Source organism: Amphritea balenae, assembly GCF_003858655.1.
GTDB lineage: Bacteria > Pseudomonadota > Gammaproteobacteria > Pseudomonadales > Balneatricaceae > Amphritea > Amphritea balenae.
On record NZ_RQXV01000006.1, the window covers coordinates 1 to 20,447 of the forward strand.

General features: G+C 47.3%; 19 protein-coding genes. 3 read left to right on the top strand and 16 right to left on the bottom strand.

Annotated elements, in window-relative coordinates:
- Window positions 1-276: 276 nt before the first annotated feature.
- The 9 genes from tatC to EHS89_RS11345 form a co-directional block, all read right to left on the bottom strand.
- Entirely contained in the window at window positions 277-1,092 is an 816-nt protein-coding gene (gene tatC, locus EHS89_RS11305; protein ID WP_124926270.1) for a twin-arginine translocase subunit TatC, read from the bottom strand.
- Complete coding sequence (gene tatB / locus EHS89_RS11310) at window positions 1,085-1,462, bottom strand: Sec-independent protein translocase protein TatB (RefSeq protein WP_124926271.1); 378 nt, start codon at window positions 1,460-1,462, stop codon at window positions 1,085-1,087. The genes tatC and tatB overlap by 8 nt, the downstream gene beginning before the upstream one ends.
- A gap of 14 nt (window positions 1,463-1,476) precedes the next feature.
- Entirely contained in the window at window positions 1,477-1,719 is a 243-nt protein-coding gene (tatA, locus tag EHS89_RS11315) for a Sec-independent protein translocase subunit TatA (RefSeq protein ID WP_124926272.1), read from the bottom strand.
- 143 nt (window positions 1,720-1,862) lie between these two features.
- The gene (locus EHS89_RS11320) at window positions 1,863-2,195 is read right to left on the bottom strand and encodes a phosphoribosyl-ATP diphosphatase (protein ID WP_124926273.1); all 333 of its coding nucleotides are present in this window, start codon (window positions 2,193-2,195) and stop codon (window positions 1,863-1,865) included.
- Between the two features lie 9 nt (window positions 2,196-2,204).
- The gene (hisI, locus tag EHS89_RS11325; protein ID WP_124926274.1) at window positions 2,205-2,594 is read right to left on the bottom strand and encodes a phosphoribosyl-AMP cyclohydrolase; all 390 of its coding nucleotides are present in this window, start codon (window positions 2,592-2,594) and stop codon (window positions 2,205-2,207) included.
- Window positions 2,595-2,699: 105 nt separating this feature from the next.
- Window positions 2,700-4,337 (bottom strand): ubiquinone biosynthesis regulatory protein kinase UbiB, encoded by a 1,638-nt coding sequence (gene ubiB / locus EHS89_RS11330; protein ID WP_124926275.1) that lies wholly within the window; start codon window positions 4,335-4,337, stop codon window positions 2,700-2,702.
- A gap of 108 nt (window positions 4,338-4,445) precedes the next feature.
- Entirely contained in the window at window positions 4,446-5,990 is a 1,545-nt protein-coding gene (locus EHS89_RS11335; RefSeq protein ID WP_124926276.1) for a GGDEF domain-containing protein, read from the bottom strand.
- 169 nt (window positions 5,991-6,159) lie between these two features.
- Window positions 6,160-6,783 carry a thiol:disulfide interchange protein DsbA/DsbL gene (locus EHS89_RS11340; RefSeq protein WP_124926277.1) on the bottom strand — a complete coding sequence of 208 codons (624 nt, stop codon included), beginning with the start codon at window positions 6,781-6,783 and terminating at the stop codon, window positions 6,160-6,162.
- Between the two features lie 134 nt (window positions 6,784-6,917).
- Complete coding sequence (locus EHS89_RS11345) at window positions 6,918-7,520, bottom strand: c-type cytochrome (protein WP_124926278.1); 603 nt, start codon at window positions 7,518-7,520, stop codon at window positions 6,918-6,920.
- Between the two features lie 204 nt (window positions 7,521-7,724).
- Between EHS89_RS11345 and yihA the strand changes: the two genes are divergently transcribed.
- Window positions 7,725-8,357: a ribosome biogenesis GTP-binding protein YihA/YsxC gene (gene yihA / locus EHS89_RS11350; RefSeq protein ID WP_124926279.1), complete on the top strand. Its 633-nt coding sequence runs from the start codon at window positions 7,725-7,727 to the stop codon at window positions 8,355-8,357.
- 264 nt (window positions 8,358-8,621) lie between these two features.
- On the opposite strand, the gene polA is transcribed toward yihA, so the two are convergent.
- On the bottom strand, window positions 8,622-11,375 hold the full coding sequence (polA, locus tag EHS89_RS11355; protein WP_124926280.1) for a DNA polymerase I: 2,754 nt from the start codon (window positions 11,373-11,375) through the stop codon (window positions 8,622-8,624).
- Between the two features lie 98 nt (window positions 11,376-11,473).
- Here polA and EHS89_RS11360 point away from each other — a divergent pair, with 98 nt between their 5' ends.
- Both EHS89_RS11360 and EHS89_RS11365 read left to right on the top strand, forming a co-directional pair.
- Window positions 11,474-11,761: a DUF2782 domain-containing protein gene (locus EHS89_RS11360; protein ID WP_124926281.1), complete on the top strand. Its 288-nt coding sequence runs from the start codon at window positions 11,474-11,476 to the stop codon at window positions 11,759-11,761.
- A gap of 25 nt (window positions 11,762-11,786) precedes the next feature.
- A complete protein-coding gene (locus tag EHS89_RS11365) occupies window positions 11,787-12,746 on the top strand; it encodes a homoserine kinase (protein WP_124926282.1) in 960 nt (319 codons plus the stop codon).
- A gap of 15 nt (window positions 12,747-12,761) precedes the next feature.
- Here the strand turns inward: EHS89_RS11365 and EHS89_RS11370 are convergent, their stop codons facing one another.
- The 6 genes from EHS89_RS11370 to EHS89_RS11395 are packed head-to-tail and all read right to left on the bottom strand — an operon-like array spanning window position 12,762 to window position 20,217.
- Entirely contained in the window at window positions 12,762-13,163 is a 402-nt protein-coding gene (locus EHS89_RS11370; protein ID WP_124926283.1) for a type IV pilin protein, read from the bottom strand.
- 13 nt (window positions 13,164-13,176) lie between these two features.
- A complete protein-coding gene (locus tag EHS89_RS11375) occupies window positions 13,177-17,601 on the bottom strand; it encodes a pilus assembly protein (RefSeq protein WP_124926284.1) in 4,425 nt (1,474 codons plus the stop codon).
- Window positions 17,602-17,616: 15 nt separating this feature from the next.
- On the bottom strand, window positions 17,617-18,099 hold the full coding sequence (locus EHS89_RS11380) for a pilus assembly PilX family protein (protein ID WP_124926285.1): 483 nt from the start codon (window positions 18,097-18,099) through the stop codon (window positions 17,617-17,619).
- Between the two features lie 2 nt (window positions 18,100-18,101).
- Entirely contained in the window at window positions 18,102-19,154 is a 1,053-nt protein-coding gene (locus tag EHS89_RS11385; RefSeq protein WP_124926286.1) for a PilW family protein, read from the bottom strand.
- Complete coding sequence (pilV, locus tag EHS89_RS11390) at window positions 19,151-19,642, bottom strand: type IV pilus modification protein PilV (RefSeq protein ID WP_124926287.1); 492 nt, start codon at window positions 19,640-19,642, stop codon at window positions 19,151-19,153. The genes EHS89_RS11385 and pilV overlap by 4 nt, the downstream gene beginning before the upstream one ends.
- A complete protein-coding gene (locus tag EHS89_RS11395; protein WP_124926288.1) occupies window positions 19,627-20,217 on the bottom strand; it encodes a GspH/FimT family pseudopilin in 591 nt (196 codons plus the stop codon). The genes pilV and EHS89_RS11395 overlap by 16 nt, the downstream gene beginning before the upstream one ends.
- Between the last annotated feature and the right edge of the window lie 230 nt (window positions 20,218-20,447).

The following is a 20,447-nucleotide window of genomic DNA, read 5'->3' on the forward strand; positions in this document are numbered from 1 at the left end:
GGCTGTCTCAAGCGAGGAAGCGCATTCTACACTGGGGGCGCTGGGAGTCAACAGGGAGGCACGAAAATAGTGGAATTTTTATGAAAAAGTCCGAATTTCGAGGTGGCTCGCCGCCAAACGCCACTTATCGCTTGCAGAGCCTTCTATATAGCTATGTGAAAGCGCACTTCGTATGCGCATTAACTACGAGCACTTTCTCTTTAAACAATAAAACCGCCTGACGGCGGTTTTATTGTTTAAGCTTTTCTAGTGAGTCAACTTATGACGCTCTACTCTTTATGCGCCCTTATTTTCTTCGTCTTCTTCTACTGCCTCGTCGAACTCATCGTCCAACTCTTCATCGCCAGGCTTTTTCTTATTTGTCAGTACCGCCAACACGATACCCAACTCAAATAGCAGCCACATTGGGAATGCCAATAGTGTCTGAGAAATAACATCAGGGGGTGTCAGCAGCATACCCAAAACAAAGCAGCCAACAATAACGTAGGCCCGTTTTCCACGCAGGCTCTCCACATTAGTCACGCCACTCCAGACCAATAACAACGTCGCAATAGGAATTTCAAACACTATACCGAATGCAAAAAAGATCTTGAGTACAAAATTCAGATAACTACTTATGTCGGTCATTACCGCTACATTCTCAGGACCAACACTGGTAAAGAAGCCGAAGATAAGCGGGAATACAACGAAGTAAGCGAATGCGATGCCTGAATAGAACAACACAATACTGGATGCCAGTAGCGGTACAGCTAAACGCTTTTCGTGCTTGTAGAGTCCTGGAGAGATAAACCCCCAGATCTGGTGCAGAATAAATGGCATTGCCAGGAACAACGACAATACCAGTGTCAGCTTGAACGGCGCAAAAAACGGCGAGGTGACATCCGTTGCAATCATACTGGTCCCCTCTGGCAGCAAGGCTGTCAGAGGTGCAGAGATCATCTCATATAAGTGATTGGCAAAATAAAACAGGCCCAGGAAGATAACCAGTATGACTAACAGTGCCCGCATCAGGCGAGAACGTAATTCTACCAGGTGTGAGATAAAAGGCTGTTCCGCATCCTGTTCTGGCAGGTCGTGGTTAGGATCAATCATCAGTCTTTGGTTTTTCCTGTTCTTTAGCTGCCGCTTTTACTGTGGAACTCTGCTCAGTGGGCTGCGAACTTTCTGGAGGCGTAGTTACACTATTCGCTAAGGGAGAATCCTCACCCAGCGCTTCATTAAATGGCTGCCGCATCTCATTAAGCTCTTTATCAAGCTCATCTTTCTGCATTGCCACCTGACGCTTCATTTCATCAAGACGCAGCTCTTCACTGATCTCAGACTGAATACCGCCAAGTGTCCGTCGGGCTTTTCCCACCCACAGACCTACCGTTCGCGCAGCAATAGGTAGCTTATCCGGCCCTAAGACGACCAGACCAACAACAGCAATAATCAGTAGCTCTGCAAAGCCGATATCAAACATCTGCCAGCTACCTGTTATTTGTCAGCTTTAGGCTCTTCTTTCGCCTTTTCTTTTACTTCAGCATCATCTGCTGCAGTAAATTCAGCATCATTTTCTAGCTTTGCGTCTTCTTTAGGCTCGTCATTCATAGCCTTCTTAAAACCTTTAACGGCACCGCCTACATCACCACCCAGATTACGTAATTTTTTAGTACCGAACAGCAGTACAACGATTACCAGAATGATTGCCAGCTGCCAAAGACTGATACCACCTAACATATTCTTTTTCTCCGTTTTACATCTCAGGTAGCTTAGCGCTACCTATTAAATGAATTATTACAAAAACAATTTTCTATTCCGGGACTATACAACATCAAGCATAGATACAATTGATGATCATCATCCCAGCGGTCAATTAGATGCTATTTATCTGCTCTTGATGCTTTTTCTTCAAGACCAGACATATCAAATCGACGTGCCAGTTCATTAATTACCGCTTCAGGACGTTCACCCAGGTGCGATAACGCAACTAATGTGTGAAACCACAGGTCTGCAGTCTCATAGATAACATCACTATTATCACCACTACTTTGCGCATCCTTTGCCGCCAGTATGGTTTCAGTCGCTTCTTCGCCAACCTTTTCTAAAATCTTATTCAGACCCTTAGCATGCAAGCTGGCAACATATGATTTTTCGGCTGTCGCGATTTTACGTTGTTCGAGAATATCGCCTAGCTGATTCAGTACATCACTCATATTAAGACCTTACTTTTCGTATATCGTTTTAGGGTCTTTCAATACCGGCTCTACAGCCACCCACTCACCCTCTTTCAGGGTTTTATAAAAGCAGTTCTCCCGACCGGTATGACAAGCAATGCCTCCCAGCTGCTCAACACTAAGCAAGATCACATCATCATCACAATCCAGACGGATATCATGCAGTTGCTGAACATGGCCAGACTCTTCACCCTTACGCCATAACTTCTGACGAGAACGTGAAAAATAGATAGCCCGATTTTCCTGAACAGTCAGAGAAAGTGCTTCAGCATTCATCCAGGCAACCATGAGTACACGGCCTGTCTGGTGATCCTGGGCGATTGCCGGCACTAAACCATCAGCATTCCACTTAATCTGCTCTAACCACTGTTCTGACATATCTATCTTCTTTAAAAACTAAGCAGGCAAGGATACCTGATCCCTGCACGCTCTGCTATCCCCGAAATATGGGGCTCAAAAAGTCTAATTGTTTATTGTTTCAGTTTAACGACGTAACAATAAAACCGCTGCAATTCCGCCAAATAACCAGGTTATAGCGGGCAGGTCATTAGCAAGCATAGTCGGATCCTCAACAGCAAAGCCTGCGGCCAATACCAGACACGCTACTCCCACCCAGCGCCCGCGCTGATTGCCTTGCTGTTTCAGCTCCTGACGGGCAACACTCAGTGCCAGCATATCCCGGCGTCGGACATCATCCAGGTTTTTCAACTGATGCAGAGCTTCATAGGCCATTTGAGGCAGATGTGGCATTTTATCCAGCCAGTCCGGTGCCTGTTGCTTCATTGAACGGTAGACAGCTTTTGGCCCCATACGTTCTTTCATCCAACGCTCAAGGAACGGCTGTGCCGTCTGCCAAAGATCCAGATCCGGATACAGCTGGCGCCCCAAGCCTTCAATATTAAGTAGTGTTTTCTGCAGCAGTACTAACTGTGGCTGCACTTCCATATTGAAACGACGAGCCGTCTGGAACAGCCCCATCAATACCAGACCAAAGGAAATATCTTTCAGTGGCTTTTCAAAAATAGGCTCACAGACGCTACGTATCGCAGTTTCGAATGCGTAGACATTGGTATCTTCCGGTACCCAGCCCGAATCTATATGCAGCTGTGCCACCTGACGATAATCCCGCTGAAAGAAGGCCAGGAAGTTTCGCGCCAGGTAGCTCTGATCTTCTGCTGTCAGCGAGCCAACAATACCAAAATCTACTGCGATGTATTGCGGTGAGGATGGATTACTACGGGAAACAAAAATATTGCCCGGATGCATATCAGCATGAAAAAAACTGTCCCGGAATACCTGGGTGAAGAAAATCTCAACACCCTGCTCTGCCAGCTTCTTCATATCCGTATTCTGAGCATTCAACTGATCAACATCAGCCACTGGAATACCGTGGATACGCTCCATAACCAAGACATTCTGACGGGTCAGATCCCAGAAAATCTCTGGCACATAGAGAATCGGCGAATTATCAAAGTTACGTCGAATCTGAGAACAGTTAGCCGCTTCTTTACGTAGATCTAATTCATCAAAGATAGTAGTTTCATAGTCCGCTACGACTTCGACTGGCCGCAAGCGACGCCCTTCTGCCCATAGTTTTTCAACCAGATGAGCCAGGGTAAATAGCAGAGCTACATCTTTCTTAATGGTACGCTCGATACCCGGGCGAATAACCTTAACAACGACCTCTTCTCCATTGTAAAGCAATGCCGCATGGACCTGAGCGACCGAGGCTGAGGCCATCGGCTCAGCACTGAATTCAGCAAACAGCTCTTCCACCGGAGAACCTAATGATTGCTCAATAAGCTGCTGTGCATAGGTTCCTGAGAAAGGCGGCACATTATCCTGAAGCTTCTTCAACTCCAATGCCAGGTCATCTGACAACAGATCCCTGCGGGTTGAAAGCATCTGACCAAATTTAATAAAAATCGGCCCAAGCTCTTCTAATGCCAGACGTAACCGCTCACCTTCAGACCGGTCCCCTACAGGGATCAGATAACGCCATACCATTAACGCCAGTAGAAAACGAACATACCAACGCAGGTTCAGCTGATCGAAAAAGGTATCAAGCCGGTACTTGGCAACTACCCGTACAATTTTTGAAATTCGGAGAAGACGTCGCACTACAGGTGTTTTCCGTTGTGAGTTATTCAGGCCCTGGGCTGGTAATGCCGCCGGTTACGACCCGTTAGGTTGAGAGCTGCATCATACCCGAGTCTAACCACTAAATCTTTAACCCAGCTCAATCCGGTTGCGGCCATTACCTTTTGCGCTATACAGTGCTTTATCTGCACGGGCGAAAAGAGATTCAACGGTATCACCTTCCTGAATTTCGGCAACACCGAACGACATTGTAATTTGTACCGGCTTACCATGAAAATTAAACGGACTGCTCTCAATCGCTTTACGAATTTTATCAACACCCTGAGCCGACTTCTCGGCATTGGTTGAAGGCATCAGAATAACAAATTCCTCTCCGCCATAACGGGCAACGAAGTCAGTCGTCCGGCATTTACGGGTCAGAACATTTGCGATAAGTTTTAGCACTTTATCCCCGGCCTGGTGACCGAAGCTGTCGTTGATACGTTTAAAATGATCAAGATCCGCCACCACTATTGAGAAATGGTGCTGATAGCGCTTCCACCGTTCGAACTCAGCCTCAATCTGATCATCATATCCGGCTCTGTTTGGCAGCGATGTAAGTGCATCGGTCATGGCGCGCTGCCGTTCAGTTTCGATATGCTCCGTCATTAACTGAGTCTGTTGCTCCATCTGTTCAAGACGGCTGTTCATCTGCTCATATCGCTTTTGAAGCTGTTTCTCGCGATCTTCTTCATTACGCTTATACGCATCGACAGATTCAACAATATTTAGCAATTGCGATGACACTTCATTTTTCAGTTCATGCAGGTCATGGGAATTACTAACCGCCAGACTAATAGCCTGAACATCATGATGAATATCCTGACTAAGCTTAGCGGCCTGACCGTTTGCCAGATCTTCTTTCTGGTTTTCAATCAGATAAGCCTGAACTTCAGCCAACTGCCCGGTAAGATTAAGCAGATAGTTTTCGAAGTCCGCACTATTGTTGTTGCTTAAGGTAGCAATAAGTTTAACCAGATCCTGAATAATCTCTGGCAATCCGGCTAGCGTGAGCCCCTCTTCAATTCGTCTAGCAAGGTCGCGAGACTTTGGCGTCTCATCCTTACTGATACATAAGCCCGTTAGCAAGCTAAGCAACTCAACACCTATTTGTTGCAGCAGTTTGCTGTCATCAGCATGTGCAGCATCAGAGCTGTTGGCTGTAACATTCAGTGTTTCGCTCAGATCTGTTGTTAAAAGCGGTGCCTGAAGGGCAACCAGATCGTTGAGAATGCCGGGTAAAGCGCCTTCCTTCGCTCGTAGAGACACCAGCGCAGATTCAGCTTTTGTAAGACGCTCTATACTCAACTCGGTGGTTAATTGCAGGCGTAACTGGCGAATCCACTTATGCAGTGCCTGTAACAGATCGGTATTATGCTTCTCATGCTCTATACCTACAGTGCGTAGCTGTTTTTCTACCAACTGGAAAGTATCTTCATTCTGCACGTCCTGACCATTCTTTAGCTGTTCACAAAGCGCCGCTAAAGCGCGATCCAACAGTTCAGACCGTCCTTCAAGCGCCCCGGACATCTGATAAACAAGATGATCAAGTGACCTATCATTCAGCCGCTCTTGAACCGCATCCATATCAGCCGCCAACTGTTTATACTTCTCTTTCCAGTCGTCCTGTTCCATCTCGTACCTTCCAACGAACTAACACTATCAGCCCATGTTAGGCCAATGAGGGGGGAGCAAGCCAGCCCTCTTAACAAAGACAATACCCATAGTGCTGAAAAAACACCCAACCCCCAACACCCAGACATAAAAAAAGCCGCATTAGCGACTTTTTAACAGCAGGCGCTAATTACAGCGCAGCACGCTCTTTTTCGATCAGGAACTGAGCAACTTTCAACATACCCACATGACCACCCGCTGTTTCAGCAGTAATTCGATACTTACCGTTGACGATCAGCGTTGGCACACTCTGAATACCGTAACCATTCAATTTAGCAGCGCCCTGATTCATACGCATATTAACCGCAAATGACTGATTCATCTTAGTGAACTTGTCTTTATCGACGCCCAGATCCGCATAAAAGTCAGCCAGATCTTCAAGGCTGCGGAAACGACGGCGCTCTTTATGCAGCGCATCAAAGGTTGCCTGATGGGTCTTCTCGATAACATTCATCAGATCCGCAGAATAGTATGCCCGCGCCAACGGCTCCCATGAACGTGAAAAGACAACCGGAACCCGAACAAAAGCAACATCTTCTGGTTGCTGCTGGCTCCAGCTATGCAACATAGGCTCAAAGCTGGCACAGTGTGGGCAGAGGTAACCAAAAGCTTCTGTCACTTCAACTTTGCCTTTATCAACCGTCGGCACTGGTCGTGCGATCTCTTCATAATGGGTGCCTGCCAGGTAGCCTTCAGCCTGTGCAAACACAGCGCTGACCATTAGCATTAATCCAAAACCCAGCTTTTTAAACATGATATCTCTCCAGAACCTTAACAAATCAATCTCTTATGACCGGTCTATCTGCACCAAGTTCATCCTCAGAGCAAATTATTTTCAGCAATAAAAAAGGCAGCTTACGCTGCCTTTCCTTATCCTGAGCTGAACGCTTAGTTCAGACCCTGAATGTAGCTAGAAACAGCCTGAATTTCTTTATCACTCATCTTAGCAGCGATATCACGCATCATCTTGCCAGGATCGTTGTTACGCTCCTCATTACGGAAGTTTTTCAGCTGCTTCTCTGTGTACTGTGCATGCTGTCCACCCAACTGTGGGAAGGCAGCAGATGCCAGACCTGCTCCGTTAGGGCCGTGACAAGCTGTACAGGCAGAAATACCTTTTGACTCAATACCGGCGCGGTAAATTTTCTCACCCGCTTTGACCAGGTCGGCTTTGGCTGCTCCGATCTGAACAGTGTTAGATGCGAAATACGCTGAGATATCTGCCATATCCTGATCACTCAGGGCAGTCAGCATACCTGTCATTTCAACAACCGGACGGCTGCCATCTTTAATTTCCTGCATCTGTTTCAGCAGGTAACGCTCATTTTGGCCAGCCAGCTTTGGAAAGTTTCCAATTGCGCTGTTGCCATCAACACCATGACAAGCTGCACAAATAGCTGTTTTGCTTTTTCCTGCAGCAGCATCACCGGCCGCATGTGCAACACCCGTGATACCTACGCTTACCAGTAAGGCGATCAGTAGTTTATTCATCGACTAATCCAGACTCTTGCTATAAATTGCGAACGGTTTCTGCTGCAACCTGACCCTCATCAGATTGAAACAGGGCGACCTCACCAACTCCTGGGCTGGCGTAATAAACCAGCCACAGGTAGAATTCCGGCGGCATTATAACCTAATATCCATACAAACTGGAACGATAATGTCTGTATTTACAGGCGCATAGGCAAAAAGTATATGTCCCAACCCCAGATTCAGTACCATTTGAGCCGATTTAATACCAGCGCCAGCAAGCTGAGCCAGTGCCCTGAAGATAGCGGTGCCGAAGTTGCGTTTGCCGGTCGTTCCAACGCGGGTAAATCCAGCGCAATCAATACCTTAACTAACGCAAAGCTGGCCCGCACCAGTAAAACACCTGGCCGTACGCAGCTGATCAATTTCTTTGACACCAATGTCGAAGGCGCACGTATAGTCGACCTTCCGGGTTATGGTTACGCCAAAGTACCCATCGCAATGAAGGTTCACTGGCAAAAGCATCTTGATGACTATTTGCAGAATCGTGACTGCCTCAAAGGAGTTGTTCTGATGGTCGATATCCGTCACCCACTCAAAGAATTTGACCAGATGATGATTCAGTGGTGTCAGCAGGCAAATATGCCGCTGCATATACTCCTGACCAAGGCGGACAAACTGAAAAAAGGCCCGGCCCAGAATGCAGTACTAAAGCTGAAACGGGATCTTGATGCTAAAAACAATCCTCTGATCAGTATCCAGTCATTTTCTGCGCTGAAAAAAAACGGCGTTGAACAACTTCGTGACAGACTGAACAACTGGTTATTAGAAGAGGCTTCCGGCGACTCAGAAGAGTAATTATTACAACTCGCCAGAGACTCCGAACAAAAACGGCCGACATTCTCAGAATGTCGGCCGTTTTTATTACTCGCTGTATCACTCAGTGCTACAAAAAGAAGCTCCCGGAATCATAAAGGGGAACAAAATGATTGCGAGAGCTTGAACGCATGCTTGTTATTATGAGAGCCACCCTTGGCAAGGACTGTGAAAATGACCCTCAATTATTCTGAGCGAATTATCTGGTAAAAGTTCCCCTGGCCAGGTAACTACAGCTCGATAGCATCAATGCGCCTGATCCCAGTTATCACCGATACCCGCTTCCACCAGTAACGGCACATCCAGATCAGCCGCAGATTGCATTAACTCAACCAGCTGAGCAGAGACGCTTTCCACCTCGGCTTCTGGCACCTCCAGAATCAATTCATCGTGTACCTGCATAATCATTCGGGCTTCGGTAGCGCTGCTCTCTAGCCAGTCATCAACCTTGACCATCGCTTTTTTGATGATATCCGCAGCAGTACCCTGCATCGGCGCATTGATCGCAGTACGTTCAGCCGCCTGTCGCCGCATACCATTGCTGGCTTTAATTTCAGGCAGATAGAGCCGGCGACCAAACAGGGTCTCAACATAGCCATCTTCAGACGCTTTCAGACGAATATCATCCATATAGCGCTGCACACCGGGGTATGTTTCAAAGTAATGTTCAATATACTTTTGTGCTTCGTTCCGACCTATACCCAGCTGCTTAGCCAGCCCAAATGCTGACATACCATAGATCAGGCCAAAGTTAATCGCCTTAGCACTACGGCGCTGATCAATGGTGACCTCATCCAGGGCAACTTTGAAGACTTCAGCCGCCGTCGCTTTATGGACGTCTTCGCCGCCGGCGAAAGCATTCAGCAAGCCCTTATCCTGCGACAGATGAGCCATAATACGTAGCTCGATCTGAGAGTAATCGGCAGCCACCAGTTTATAACCTTCCGGCGCAACAAAGGCTTGTCGGATGCGGCGACCTTCAGTGGTACGGATGGGGATATTTTGTAAATTAGGGTCCGATGATGAAAGCCGGCCCGTCGCTGTCACGGCCTGATGATAAGAGGTATGAATCCGCTTAGTCGCAGGATTAATCATCTGTGGCAACTTATCCGTATAAGTGCTTTTCAGTTTACTCAGGCTGCGATGTTCAATAATCAGCTTCGGCAATGGATAATCCAGCGCCAGTTCCTGTAGCACTTCTTCTGCAGTTGAAGGTGCACCTTTGGGTGTTTTCTTAATGACCGGCAACTTCTGTTGCTCAAATAAAATTTCCTGTAGCTGTTTAGGCGAACTCAGGTTGAATGGCCCACCCGCCAGCTCGTGGGCTTTGATTTCAAGCTCTGCCAGACGCTTGCCATGCTCCAGGCTCTGCTGTGCCAGCTGTGTAGCATCCACCAGCGCACCCTGTTGTTCCATCCGGGCCAACACGGGGATTAACGGCAGCTCAACATCACTAAAAACCTGTTCTAAAGCACTGTCATTTTCTAACCGGTTATTCAGAGTCTGATGCAAACGTAATGTAATGTCCGCATCTTCTGCGGCGTAGGGTGCCGCCTGCTCCATCTCAATCTGATTAAAGGTCAGCTGCTTTTTACCTTTGCCTGCGATCTCTTCAAACTTAACCGTTTTCAGATCCAGATAATGATCAGCCATGGCGTCCATATTATGACGGGTCGCGGTGGAGTTCAGTACATAGGATTCCAACATCGTATCGAAGGCAACACCTTTCAGTTCGATATCGTAGCGGGCCAGAACATTCATATCGTACTTGATATGTTGCCCCACTTTTTTATGCTGCTCACTTTCCAATAGCGGCTTCAACTGAGTAAGCACTGACTTACGATCCAGCTGGTCAGGTGCGCCCATATAATCATGAGCAACCGGTAAATAAGCGGCCTTGCCCGGCTCAATTGAGAACGACAGCCCGATCAGGTTTGCTTCCATATAATTCAGGCTGTCGGTTTCGGTATCAAACGCAAACAGATCAGCTTCAGACAATGCTTTCAGCCAGCGATCAAAATCCTGCTGGTTGAGAATAGTTTCATATTCTACTTCTACAGGTGCCGGAGGAGCTTCGTTTTCTCCCCCTGTAGCATCGCCGCCTGAACCATCGGCGGTATCATCAAGATCCCGCACCCAGGTACGAAACTCACACTGTTTAAACAGCGGCATCAACTGATCATTATTGGCTATCGGTACCGGAATATCTTCAATTGGCAGTTCCAGCTCAAGATCAGTTTTGATGGTCGCCAGCAGATACGACAGCTCAGCGCCTTCTCGATTATCTTCCAGCTTTTTGGCCATGGTTTTAGAGCCACGGAAACCCAGTGCAGCGATCTTATCCAGATTGTCATACAGATCAGCAATACCACCGATACCCTGTAACAATGCCAGCGCTGTCTTTTCACCAACGCCGGGAACGCCGGGAATGTTGTCGACCTTATCGCCCATCAGGGCCAGAAAATCGATAATCAGTTCCGGAGGAATACCAAACTTATCTTTAACCCCTTCCACATCCATATAGCTGTCATTCATGGTATTAATCAGGGTAACGTGCTTATCCACCAGCTGGGCCATATCTTTATCGCCGGTTGATATCACAGTATCCAGCCCTTTAGCACTGGCTTCCCGTGCATAGGTACCGATTACATCATCAGCTTCAACACCTTCGACTGCGATTAACGGAAACCCCATCGCCCGTACAATATTATGAATAGGCTCTATCTGAGTGCGCAGATCATCCGGCATCGACGGCCGCTGCGCTTTATATTCCGGGTATATCTCATCACGGAAGGTTTTACCCTTGGCATCAAATATCACAGCAACCGGACTATCAGGATACTGTTTTATAAGGCTACGCAGCATACTGGTGACCAGTCGCACTGCACCCGTTGGCACCCCTTCAGAGGTACGCATATCAGCCTGTTGAGATGCAAAAAAGGCCCTATACAGATAAGAGGAGCCATCGACTAGAATAATAGGTGAAGTATTTGCGGTCATGGTATTGCAGTCATTGTCCGTCAGGAGATAGTGTAGTGCACCATCATATGCGATAACCCTCTGTCACTGAAGAGGCACACCCGGTTCATGGAGCTGTTATGAAAAAATCACTGTTACTGGCCACCCTGTTACTCTCATTTTCCACCGTACCGGTTGCTGTTGCAGAAGTGCTACCCGAATTTGATGAAAATGAACCCGCCGTTACTATCCGCCAGGGCAAGAAAGCCACCTATTACGAATATCGTATAAATGGCCAACTAAAAGAGATAAAGGTGGAACCTGTCGTAGGTAAGACTTACTATCTGGTTCCCACCGATGAGGGGGAATTTCAACGCTTTGATAACTCTAGCCTGATGTTACCGAAGTGGATTCTATTTAGCTGGTAGCCAGCACGTTGGAAAGATAGATTTTATGGCTGTATACACCTCCGTTAGCAGAGATGATCTGCAAACCCTGCTACAGGACTTTGACCTCGGTGAACTGGTAGATTTCCAGGGCATCGAGGGTGGCATCGAAAACACCAACTATTTTGTCTCATTGCGCGACAGTGCAGGCCAGCAACAGGAGTATGTTCTGACCCTGTTTGAAGAGCTCAGTCAGGATGAGATGCCGTACTTTGTTGAGCTTACCACCTGGTTATCTGAACGAAACTGCCCGGTGCCGTTTCCCTTTAAAGACCGTAACGGTATTGCACTTAAATCGATGCATAACCGCCCCGCCCTACTGCAGCCCCGCTTTGCAGGCCGACATCTTGATAAGCTGACACCCGATCATTGCGCTCAGATCGGCCGAGCTCTGGCGCAGTTTCATAAAGCGGGTAGCGACTTTTATCTGCAACGTCAGGCCCATCGGGGGGTCTTCTGGTGGCGCCGAGAGTCTCAACAGATCAGTCGTAAACTAAATGCCGAAGATGCTGCACTGCTGAACCAGGAAGTGACTCTGTTTGATCAACTTAGAGAGCAACCCTGGGAACTACCTCAAGGAGCGATCCACGGTGATCTGTTCTTTGATAACGCCCTGTTCGACGGAGACCAGCTCAGCGCTATTCTGGATATTTATAACGCCTGTACCGGTTATCTGCTGTTTGATCTGGCGATTGTCGCCAATGACTGGTGTGTAAACCCTGACGGCAGTATCGATTCCGAACGGGAGCAGGCCCTATTGGCTGCCTATAATGCCGTGCGGCCGTTCGAAGACAACGAGTACCTGGCCTGGCCTCAACTTACCCGTACTGCGGCGATGCGCTTCTGGCTGTCACGCCTGATTCCAGCGTTAGATCCTGACTCGACACAGAAGATAAAAGATCCGGATGAGTTTCGTCGGATACTACAATACAGAGTTAAAAATGCAGCCAGCCTGGCACCGGTATAGCCTGTAGCCTGTAGCCTAACAGCCACCGACAAATACCCGGTTGCCGGTTTGGTCAACCCGTATTACACCACAAGGATCGGTTGATTGTGCACTGCCTGGCACAGGGGTTGCGGTCAATACATAGTTATTAGCGGTGATTGCAGCAATGCTCAGACCATAATGACGGACCGCGCCATCTTTAGGGGATTTATCAAAGGGAAGCGCGGGTGCGGCGTTACTCACGTTGGTATAACGGCCGCTCACGGTATAGTTTCGCTCCATCCATTGTGACAACTCCATCAAATCGGCTTCGGCCACGCCCCGACGAGTATCCTGCATATAGGATAGATAGGACGGATAGGCAATTGTCATCAAAATACCGATAATCGCCACGACGATCATAAGCTCAATCAATGTAAACCCCTTTACTGCCTTCATCCCTGCTCTCCTACTACTTTATCTGCAACCAGGACTTGCGGCCTGATATCTTATCCTTAGCTCTGACTTGCTCATTAAGGTTTAGCTCAGTATCTGGCGTGAGAATGACCAAATTCTCTCCCTCATCCAGCACCAGCGACTCATTAATGAGTGCATCATATTTTCTACCTGATACCGGCACACCCTCAACCAGGTCTTTATCATCAATTACCCCGTCACCATTCACATCGGTTATCTCCGGCCTTCCACCCGATAGCGCATTTAGCTCCATCAACCAACTACTCCCACCATCACTGCAAGCGCCGGGCTCAGGAACAATTGTTGGGAAAATTACACTATCACCCAATATAAGTGGGTTAGAAACAATACGTTCGCCGGGATAATCACTCTGTTTAAAGTCCATATACCAACCTCTGTCAGTCTTTAAACTAATCTGATTATCCGAAGTAACCCGCAAATCATTTGGGGATACGACTGGCGGGGTCAGCAGTAGAAGGTCTTCCGAAGAATATTCTTTTATGATGGTTTGGCTTACCAATTTGCTTCGACCGGAAAGAACCGAAATATCATCGTCATAAATGCCATAAAAGCTCTGTACAGAACTGTCTTCAGTATCCGTCAGCTCCATATATCGACCGGTACCAAACAGCAGCATCAGACCGCCACTCGGCGTCTTAACTGCCCGGGGGCGGGTCGTGATTGGCTGACGATTATTCAAGCCACAGCTAACCGCTGCACAAGCCGTAAACAGAGGTTCCTCTAGTGAAGTCGCATCCGGTTTCCAAACACCCCAGTTGTCTGACTCATTTGAGGAGATATCAAACTTCCAAAGGTTGCCTTGTAGGTCACCGGCATAAACGGTATCGGCAATTTTATCGCCTGTTGTATCTACCACCTGGGGCGATGATAAGCCATTGGCTTCAGCACCGAAGGGAACGCTCTGCGTTGCTATCTCTTTAATCAGTTCGCCGGTTTCCAGATCAACAATCATCAACACCGCATCACGGCTTTCACTATAATAGCCATTGCCAAATACGGCGCCCCACTTACCATTGGCTAGCTTAACGATAGACGCCTGGCCGAAGGTATAGCCCAGGTTGCTGCCCAGATCAGTTTCATCCAGATCCCAAAGCACATCATCGTCAGTAAAACTGTCCGGATTAGAAACATCCAGCGCAAAAATACCTTTTCCTCCACCGGCAAGGGTACCCACTAATGCAGTCCCCCAGCGAGCTATCGTCTCCTCATAACGAATATAAGCATCACCATGGCGCGGCGACCCATCCACATAGTATCGATGCTGATAAGCCGGCTGAGTCAGAGATGCTAAACCACTATCTCCAGCATATGGCTGGTTAAACAATCCTTTAGGTATATAAGCAAATAACTCTTCACCCTCACAGAGCTTAGCCCCAGGCGTACAGTTTCCTTGCTCACCCTTACCTAAAAACCCGTGTAACATACCGTCGTTAGCGCCCACATAGATCATATCCTGGCGACTATTTTTATCCAGTGATCCGGTACCCGTCAGATAGTTACGATAGGTCGAGGATTTATCCGCTGCTAATTCCAACTGATAATAATTAAAATTATCCTGGCCAACATAAAGCGGGTTAGAATTTATGATATCCCCCAACACCGAACTACGCTGACGAAACTGATCCTGCTCCCGGCTTCGATCGCCCCGAAGATAGTCAACCTGGGCTTCTGTAATAAATACTTTTTGATCCTCAGAAAGATTCCCGTACTTAAAGGACACACCGCTTTTTAAAAAAGCACCGGTGGATGTGAAAATCGCTCTCTTATTCGCGTCGGGGATACGATCCGCAGCGTTCCAGACAGGTTCACTAAATGAAACTAAACTCTCGCTCTCGGGATCAAGGGCAAAGGCCAATAAGTCACCGCTCCAGTCCCCACTATAAAAGCGGGCCTGATAGATTTTAGAGTCTGTGCCTAATTGCGTTGAGTTAGCCGCAACTGAGGTATTGGAAGATTCCCGCTTAACAATATCTGCAATCACATTACTGAGAGAATTGAATAGCTTTGATGGGTTACGGGCATTAAAAAATCCATCGGGCACCCCATCGCTATCTATATCCCACTCTTCAGCCAAATCTGGTTTAGGGTCTTCCAGATCATTCTGTTCGATAAAAGCACCGTATTTAGCGGTATACCAGAGCGGGTTTTCGAGAAACGCCCCTACCGAGTTACCCTGAGAGAAGACTTGTGTATTGACTAAAACATTTGGGTCTTCATAGGCGAGATTATTTGAATCATTAGCCGGATAAATGTAAGGATCAGGATAGCCTGGCGTAGAAGAGGTGATATAAGGAGTAATATCTTGACGCTCATCCTCATTCCCCGAACCATTCCTTGTTAGAGGGAGGTGTCTTCCATCATCAGTAGTACCTTCAATAAAATAGCCCAGCCACTTAGGTGCAGTTGTCTTAACCAGTCGAATTTCAGTACTAACCCTTAGCTTACCCGCCCCCGGATTATCATCGCAGGCGTCTTCCGCACAAAAAGCGATATGGGCTATAACATCCATATCATAGTCAGCCCCCCGAGGCTTATCCTCCCAGCTAACATCTATTTCACCCCGCGTTCCCTCAGGGTTCAGAGATAACACCCTCAGACCAGTCATAGTACAATCTTTTGGCACTGCCCACGGCTTAGTGTCATCATCTTTACGGTCAGTACAGTAAGGAATAATAGTCACTTTCCCACCCGCTACCGGTACTTCAAACCGCGGCATTGTCTCAGCCAGAGCAACCGCATAAGTGGTAACTGATTGCCTGGCCTCACCATCTTCAGGAGTAATATCCGGCCTGATATCATGGGTCTTGGCGTAATGCGCCATGCCGGCAATATGATACCCCCCTTGTTTACCTGGTACTTCAGGGCAAATACCTTTTACATCAGCCAGATTATGGATAGTTTTAGCAGTGCATTTGCGATTACTGTCCGACAGATTTTCACCAATGTAATAATCGTTCCCGTTCATCCCTTCCAAACGGCCAACTTCATTAGTCATCGCCCTAATATCCAACCCAGAGATATCACTAGATAGATCATCGGTATCGAAAGAATTAAGCCCGGTTGACAGTGTAATAACCGATAGATCGGCACACCATTCGTCCTCAGAAAGCGGATCAACCCAGGCTGGCATCTCTGCAGCGGTAGGCAAAGCGGTGATAAAACCACTATCGTCTGCGGCAAAATCGACATTAGCTTTTTTGCGCTGTCCAGACAAATACCTCAGGCCCTCCAGATAGATTTCACTTAACGGGTTACCCCAGTCATTTACCCGTGTATTATAAGACCCGCCTTTGCGACCATAGATACGAAAAGAATCAAGGCTGTGAATAATCCCTTTGACGGCGGTGTCTGAGACTAAATATTTAACAATTCCGCTGCCTGAATCAATCTCATCCTGATCGGCATCGTCATTCCCCGCAAAAGGTATAATATTTTTTCTCAGCACCCCTCCTGATAAGTTCTTTTCATAACTACCGGTTATCAATCCAAAGTTCATTTTCAGCGCAGCACTATCTTCACCATACTGCTGCAATAACCCGGTCGGCTTTAAGCTAGCATAGGCTTTACAATTGCCCTCCGGCAGGCTTGCATCACACACTTGAACCCGCACCACAAAATCGCTCCCAAGATCTTTATCTTTATCGTTGTCTTTATGCGGACGGGTCATCTCGGACGCTGTATTATCATTTCCCCTGAAGCCACACTGATGTTTTTCAGACAGGGCCCATTGCGGAAAATCACCAATGGCAACCTGCATCAAAGGCGGATAATCCAGTGTGGATATTGACCCACTGGTTTCAGTGTTTGATACAAAACTCGTGTTACAAACGGTAATACTCTTATCGTCATACGGGGTGAACTTATGTACCTGTGAAGCCTTTTCTTTTTTGAATACTTTGGCAAACGAGTGGACATCAGATGGTAAATAAGCGCGCTCTAATACAGTTTCATCAGCAGTATCGGTAGAGCGCTTGCCGCCATAAAGCACTTTACGCACTATATCCATGCGGGTCATGGTAGCCCAGTTCAGCCAGTTACCGCTCCACTGTTTGTTATTACCATTACACTCGTGTCCATTAGTACCACCGGCGGTACCATCCGGCTCAAAACGTTTATCTGTGCTGTCATATAGGTAACATTTAGCGCTATCAAAATAGCCGTAGTAATCGAAGCTGTCCTGATAGGTAAAATCCAGAACTCCATCATCATCCAGATCGGTATAGTCGGTATACGCTTTAACAAACTGCTGATGATCATTGGACATAGCAAACAATATGCGTGGCGCGGCAGACTGGGACAGATATAACGGTGTCTGAGCAATACCGGCAAAGCTATTAGTGCTGCCCAGCAGACCAGCGATAACTAACATCAGTAGACTATTCTTATTGAGAAAGCACATTACAACATCCCTTTATTAACGCTTATAAACAGTCTGTAAAATAACCTGCGCAGAACCGCTCAATCCCTGAGACCGGGCCGTTATCCGAAAGTACTCATCAGTCGTTACCGCGTCACCAAGCTCCACCCCATGACTGATATAGTCCAGTTTCTCTATTACATAAGCGGAAGGTAAAGCCAGGTTGTCAAAACCCGGGCCTTCATATAGCGCAACGGCAAGATTATTTTCCCAATTAACGGTTTGCCAGTTACCGGTCTCCGAAAGCAATCCATCCTTATCTGTAAAGTCGGGTAATGGCCGGGTATTTTCCAGAAAATTTTCCGCCTCATTGAGAGCCGACTCTGCCGCCTGAAACGCAACATTTCGATCACGCATACTGCCGGTCATTTTCTCTTCCAGACTGGTTATCTCCATACCTGCCAAACCGATCACAGTCATCGCCAGCAATATGATCAGACTAACAACCAGTACCATTCCCCGTTCAGCTATCCTTGCCATCGCTATAACCTGTTCCGTATCTGAATCGTTGTACTAAACACTTTGCGTAAGTAGCCGTCGTTGAACTGACGATTAACACCATTGAAGTTTAACGTTTGCCCTTCCTTAACCAGATTGGCTGCTGTGCTTCTGAGCAACAGACTAATCCGCACAGCACCTACCGCATTAAAATCAGCACCGGCTACGGCACCATCCACATATTTGTCGGGCCGACCATCGGCATCGGTATCAACGCCGTAAAGAATCTGCATATCCTCAACACCTTCAACCAACTCCTGATTACCAGTGCCAAATTTCGCCCCGGTGATGATAATCCCCTGACGATAGAGCGCAGGTCGGCCAAAATTATTAAGAGCTATGAAATATCGGAAAGAGAGCAAGCGCTGAACCAAGGAACCCGGTGTGAAGCTATAGCCTTTACCACTTCCGCTACAGGTCACAGGCCCGCCCAAACCGGGCACACAATTGCCTGGCTTGCCCTTATCACTGGCATGGAAAATCAGCTTATTTGCGCCTGCTACGTCAAGATTCGATTTTTGAAAAATAGCGCTATGACCACAATCAGAAGCGATCAGCACATCCCCCTGGCTGAATGAATGGGGGCCTTCGCAAGACAACCGGCTATTGCTGCTTGAATGGGATTCAATCCTGCAGGCGCCTGATGCTTCAGCATATTTAATATGCATAACATCACTACCTGAAATAGCGTTACGACCGTTGAAAGCAACTGCATTACCTATATTATCCTGCCCATCTAACGGTCGGGACAGGTTGATAAAAGGATCCACCCCGCTCCCATCATTCACAACATTTGCAAGGCTGTTTTCAACCGAGCACCCCTGAAAGCCTAACTGACGTATATCCCGCGATAGAAATTCAAGGGCAAAACGACCATTTTCTTGTAGCTGAGCCAGACCCGTCTGCATTGAGTAGCTCACTCTGCTGCTAACAAACACCTGCAAAACAGCAGCGGTTAACATCAAACCAATTACCATCGCAATCATCAGCTCAACTAATGATAAACCTCGCTGATTAAGCTTTATTCGATTATTCATAAGCGGCTACTCATGACTAATCGGGTAGAAGACCCATCCCGGCTATCCTCCCACCAGATATACACTGACAGAGGCGCATCATCATCGGAATTACAGCCCGGCATGTTCAAAGCGTTAAATGTCAGCGTCCCCTGACAAAGCCGTCCACTACCAGACGGAACCTTTTGGTTTAGTAATTGCAGCCATTCATACAGATCATTAGCTGCCATTTCGTCCTCAGAACAACCGCTAACATTGCCGTTATAACTAATGCAGTTGGAATTCTCCGTTCCTTCGTCCTGATCCAGATAACCGCTTAATGCCCCTTTATTAACCCTGACCCGATCAATAATATCGTACGCCAGTTGATTCGCCTGGGTACGCATATACGCACTCTGGTTTTGCTTTACCGCGGTTAACTGCAACGCCGCCATCCCCAGCAGCCCAATGGTAAGGATGACCAGCGCCACCATTACCTCAATCAGATTAAAGCCTAGCTGTCGTTGCATGACCCACCTCCACTATTCCAATCCTTACAGCTGCGTATTCGACCCGTGGCCAGCACTGATAACGCAGTGACAGCAGCGTTATCACCGGCATCACTTAACACAAACGTCTGCTCATTCACTGCCGCATTTTGCAACACACCTAAATGATTAAACACAATCAGATCACCGCGACTAAATTCAATGGTCAAAGAACTATTCAGATCCGTTTCCATCCTCATCAACTCATTGTTATCCAAAAGATTATTCTCATTTTCGTCTGAAAAGATTAACCAACCCCCAGCCCAGTCGCGGGTAGCGGCGATAACGATGTTTCCAGCACAGTTAATGCCATCAACGCTACGACAGATGATCGAAGGAGAACCCCGTTTAATGGCTTCGGTTCGGGCAAAGGAAAGACTGGAAATTAATCGGTCTTTAGCCCCACTGAGTCGGGTTTGAGACACGAATCCAGAAAAATTAGGCACTGCAATAAACAGCAGAATCGATAGGATGGTCAGCACCAGCATCAGCTCTATAAGACTGAAACCACGGCTATATGAGTTGGTAGATTTGTCGTACTGCAGCGTCTCTTCCATGAACAGCTCTTTCGATGAAATTAGCGTTTAACAATCCCTGTCTAACGAGGGTCTGACGACCCAGAACATACCCATAATGGGCAGTGCTCTATTGACAATAAAGATTACACGATTATTTAAGGATGTAAAGCACGTGCCACTTAATAAAAGAGAGCATTAAATATTCTCGGAAGCAGTAACATGAGCTGCTATACTCTCCTACTGATTATTTATACAGCAATTCATGTGAG

Excerpts from the sequence above, each read along its gene's own strand:
- tatC (WP_124926270.1), bottom strand. The coding sequence starts at position 1,092 with ATGATTGATCCTAACCACGACCTGCCAGAACAGGATGCGGAACAGCCT.
- EHS89_RS11380 (WP_124926285.1), bottom strand. The coding sequence starts at position 18,099 with ATGGCAAGGATAGCTGAACGGGGAATGGTACTGGTTGTTAGTCTGATC.
- polA (WP_124926280.1), bottom strand. The coding sequence starts at position 11,375 with ATGACCGCAAATACTTCACCTATTATTCTAGTCGATGGCTCCTCTTAT.
- EHS89_RS11340 (WP_124926277.1), bottom strand. The coding sequence starts at position 6,783 with ATGTTTAAAAAGCTGGGTTTTGGATTAATGCTAATGGTCAGCGCTGTG.
- EHS89_RS11345 (WP_124926278.1), bottom strand. The coding sequence starts at position 7,520 with ATGAATAAACTACTGATCGCCTTACTGGTAAGCGTAGGTATCACGGGT.
- EHS89_RS11370 (WP_124926283.1), bottom strand. The coding sequence starts at position 13,163 with ATGAAGGCAGTAAAGGGGTTTACATTGATTGAGCTTATGATCGTCGTG.
- EHS89_RS11320 (WP_124926273.1), bottom strand. The coding sequence starts at position 2,195 with ATGAGTGATGTACTGAATCAGCTAGGCGATATTCTCGAACAACGTAAA.
- hisI (WP_124926274.1), bottom strand. The coding sequence starts at position 2,594 with ATGTCAGAACAGTGGTTAGAGCAGATTAAGTGGAATGCTGATGGTTTA.
- EHS89_RS11375 (WP_124926284.1), bottom strand. The coding sequence starts at position 17,601 with ATGTGCTTTCTCAATAAGAATAGTCTACTGATGTTAGTTATCGCTGGT.
- EHS89_RS11395 (WP_124926288.1), bottom strand. The coding sequence starts at position 20,217 with ATGGAAGAGACGCTGCAGTACGACAAATCTACCAACTCATATAGCCGT.
- pilV (WP_124926287.1), bottom strand. The coding sequence starts at position 19,642 with ATGCAACGACAGCTAGGCTTTAATCTGATTGAGGTAATGGTGGCGCTG.
- EHS89_RS11360 (WP_124926281.1), top strand. The coding sequence starts at position 11,474 with ATGAAAAAATCACTGTTACTGGCCACCCTGTTACTCTCATTTTCCACC.
- EHS89_RS11365 (WP_124926282.1), top strand. The coding sequence starts at position 11,787 with ATGGCTGTATACACCTCCGTTAGCAGAGATGATCTGCAAACCCTGCTA.
- EHS89_RS11335 (WP_124926276.1), bottom strand. The coding sequence starts at position 5,990 with ATGGAACAGGACGACTGGAAAGAGAAGTATAAACAGTTGGCGGCTGAT.
- yihA (WP_124926279.1), top strand. The coding sequence starts at position 7,725 with ATGTCCCAACCCCAGATTCAGTACCATTTGAGCCGATTTAATACCAGC.
- tatB (WP_124926271.1), bottom strand. The coding sequence starts at position 1,462 with ATGTTTGATATCGGCTTTGCAGAGCTACTGATTATTGCTGTTGTTGGT.
- EHS89_RS11385 (WP_124926286.1), bottom strand. The coding sequence starts at position 19,154 with ATGAATAATCGAATAAAGCTTAATCAGCGAGGTTTATCATTAGTTGAG.
- tatA (WP_124926272.1), bottom strand. The coding sequence starts at position 1,719 with ATGTTAGGTGGTATCAGTCTTTGGCAGCTGGCAATCATTCTGGTAATC.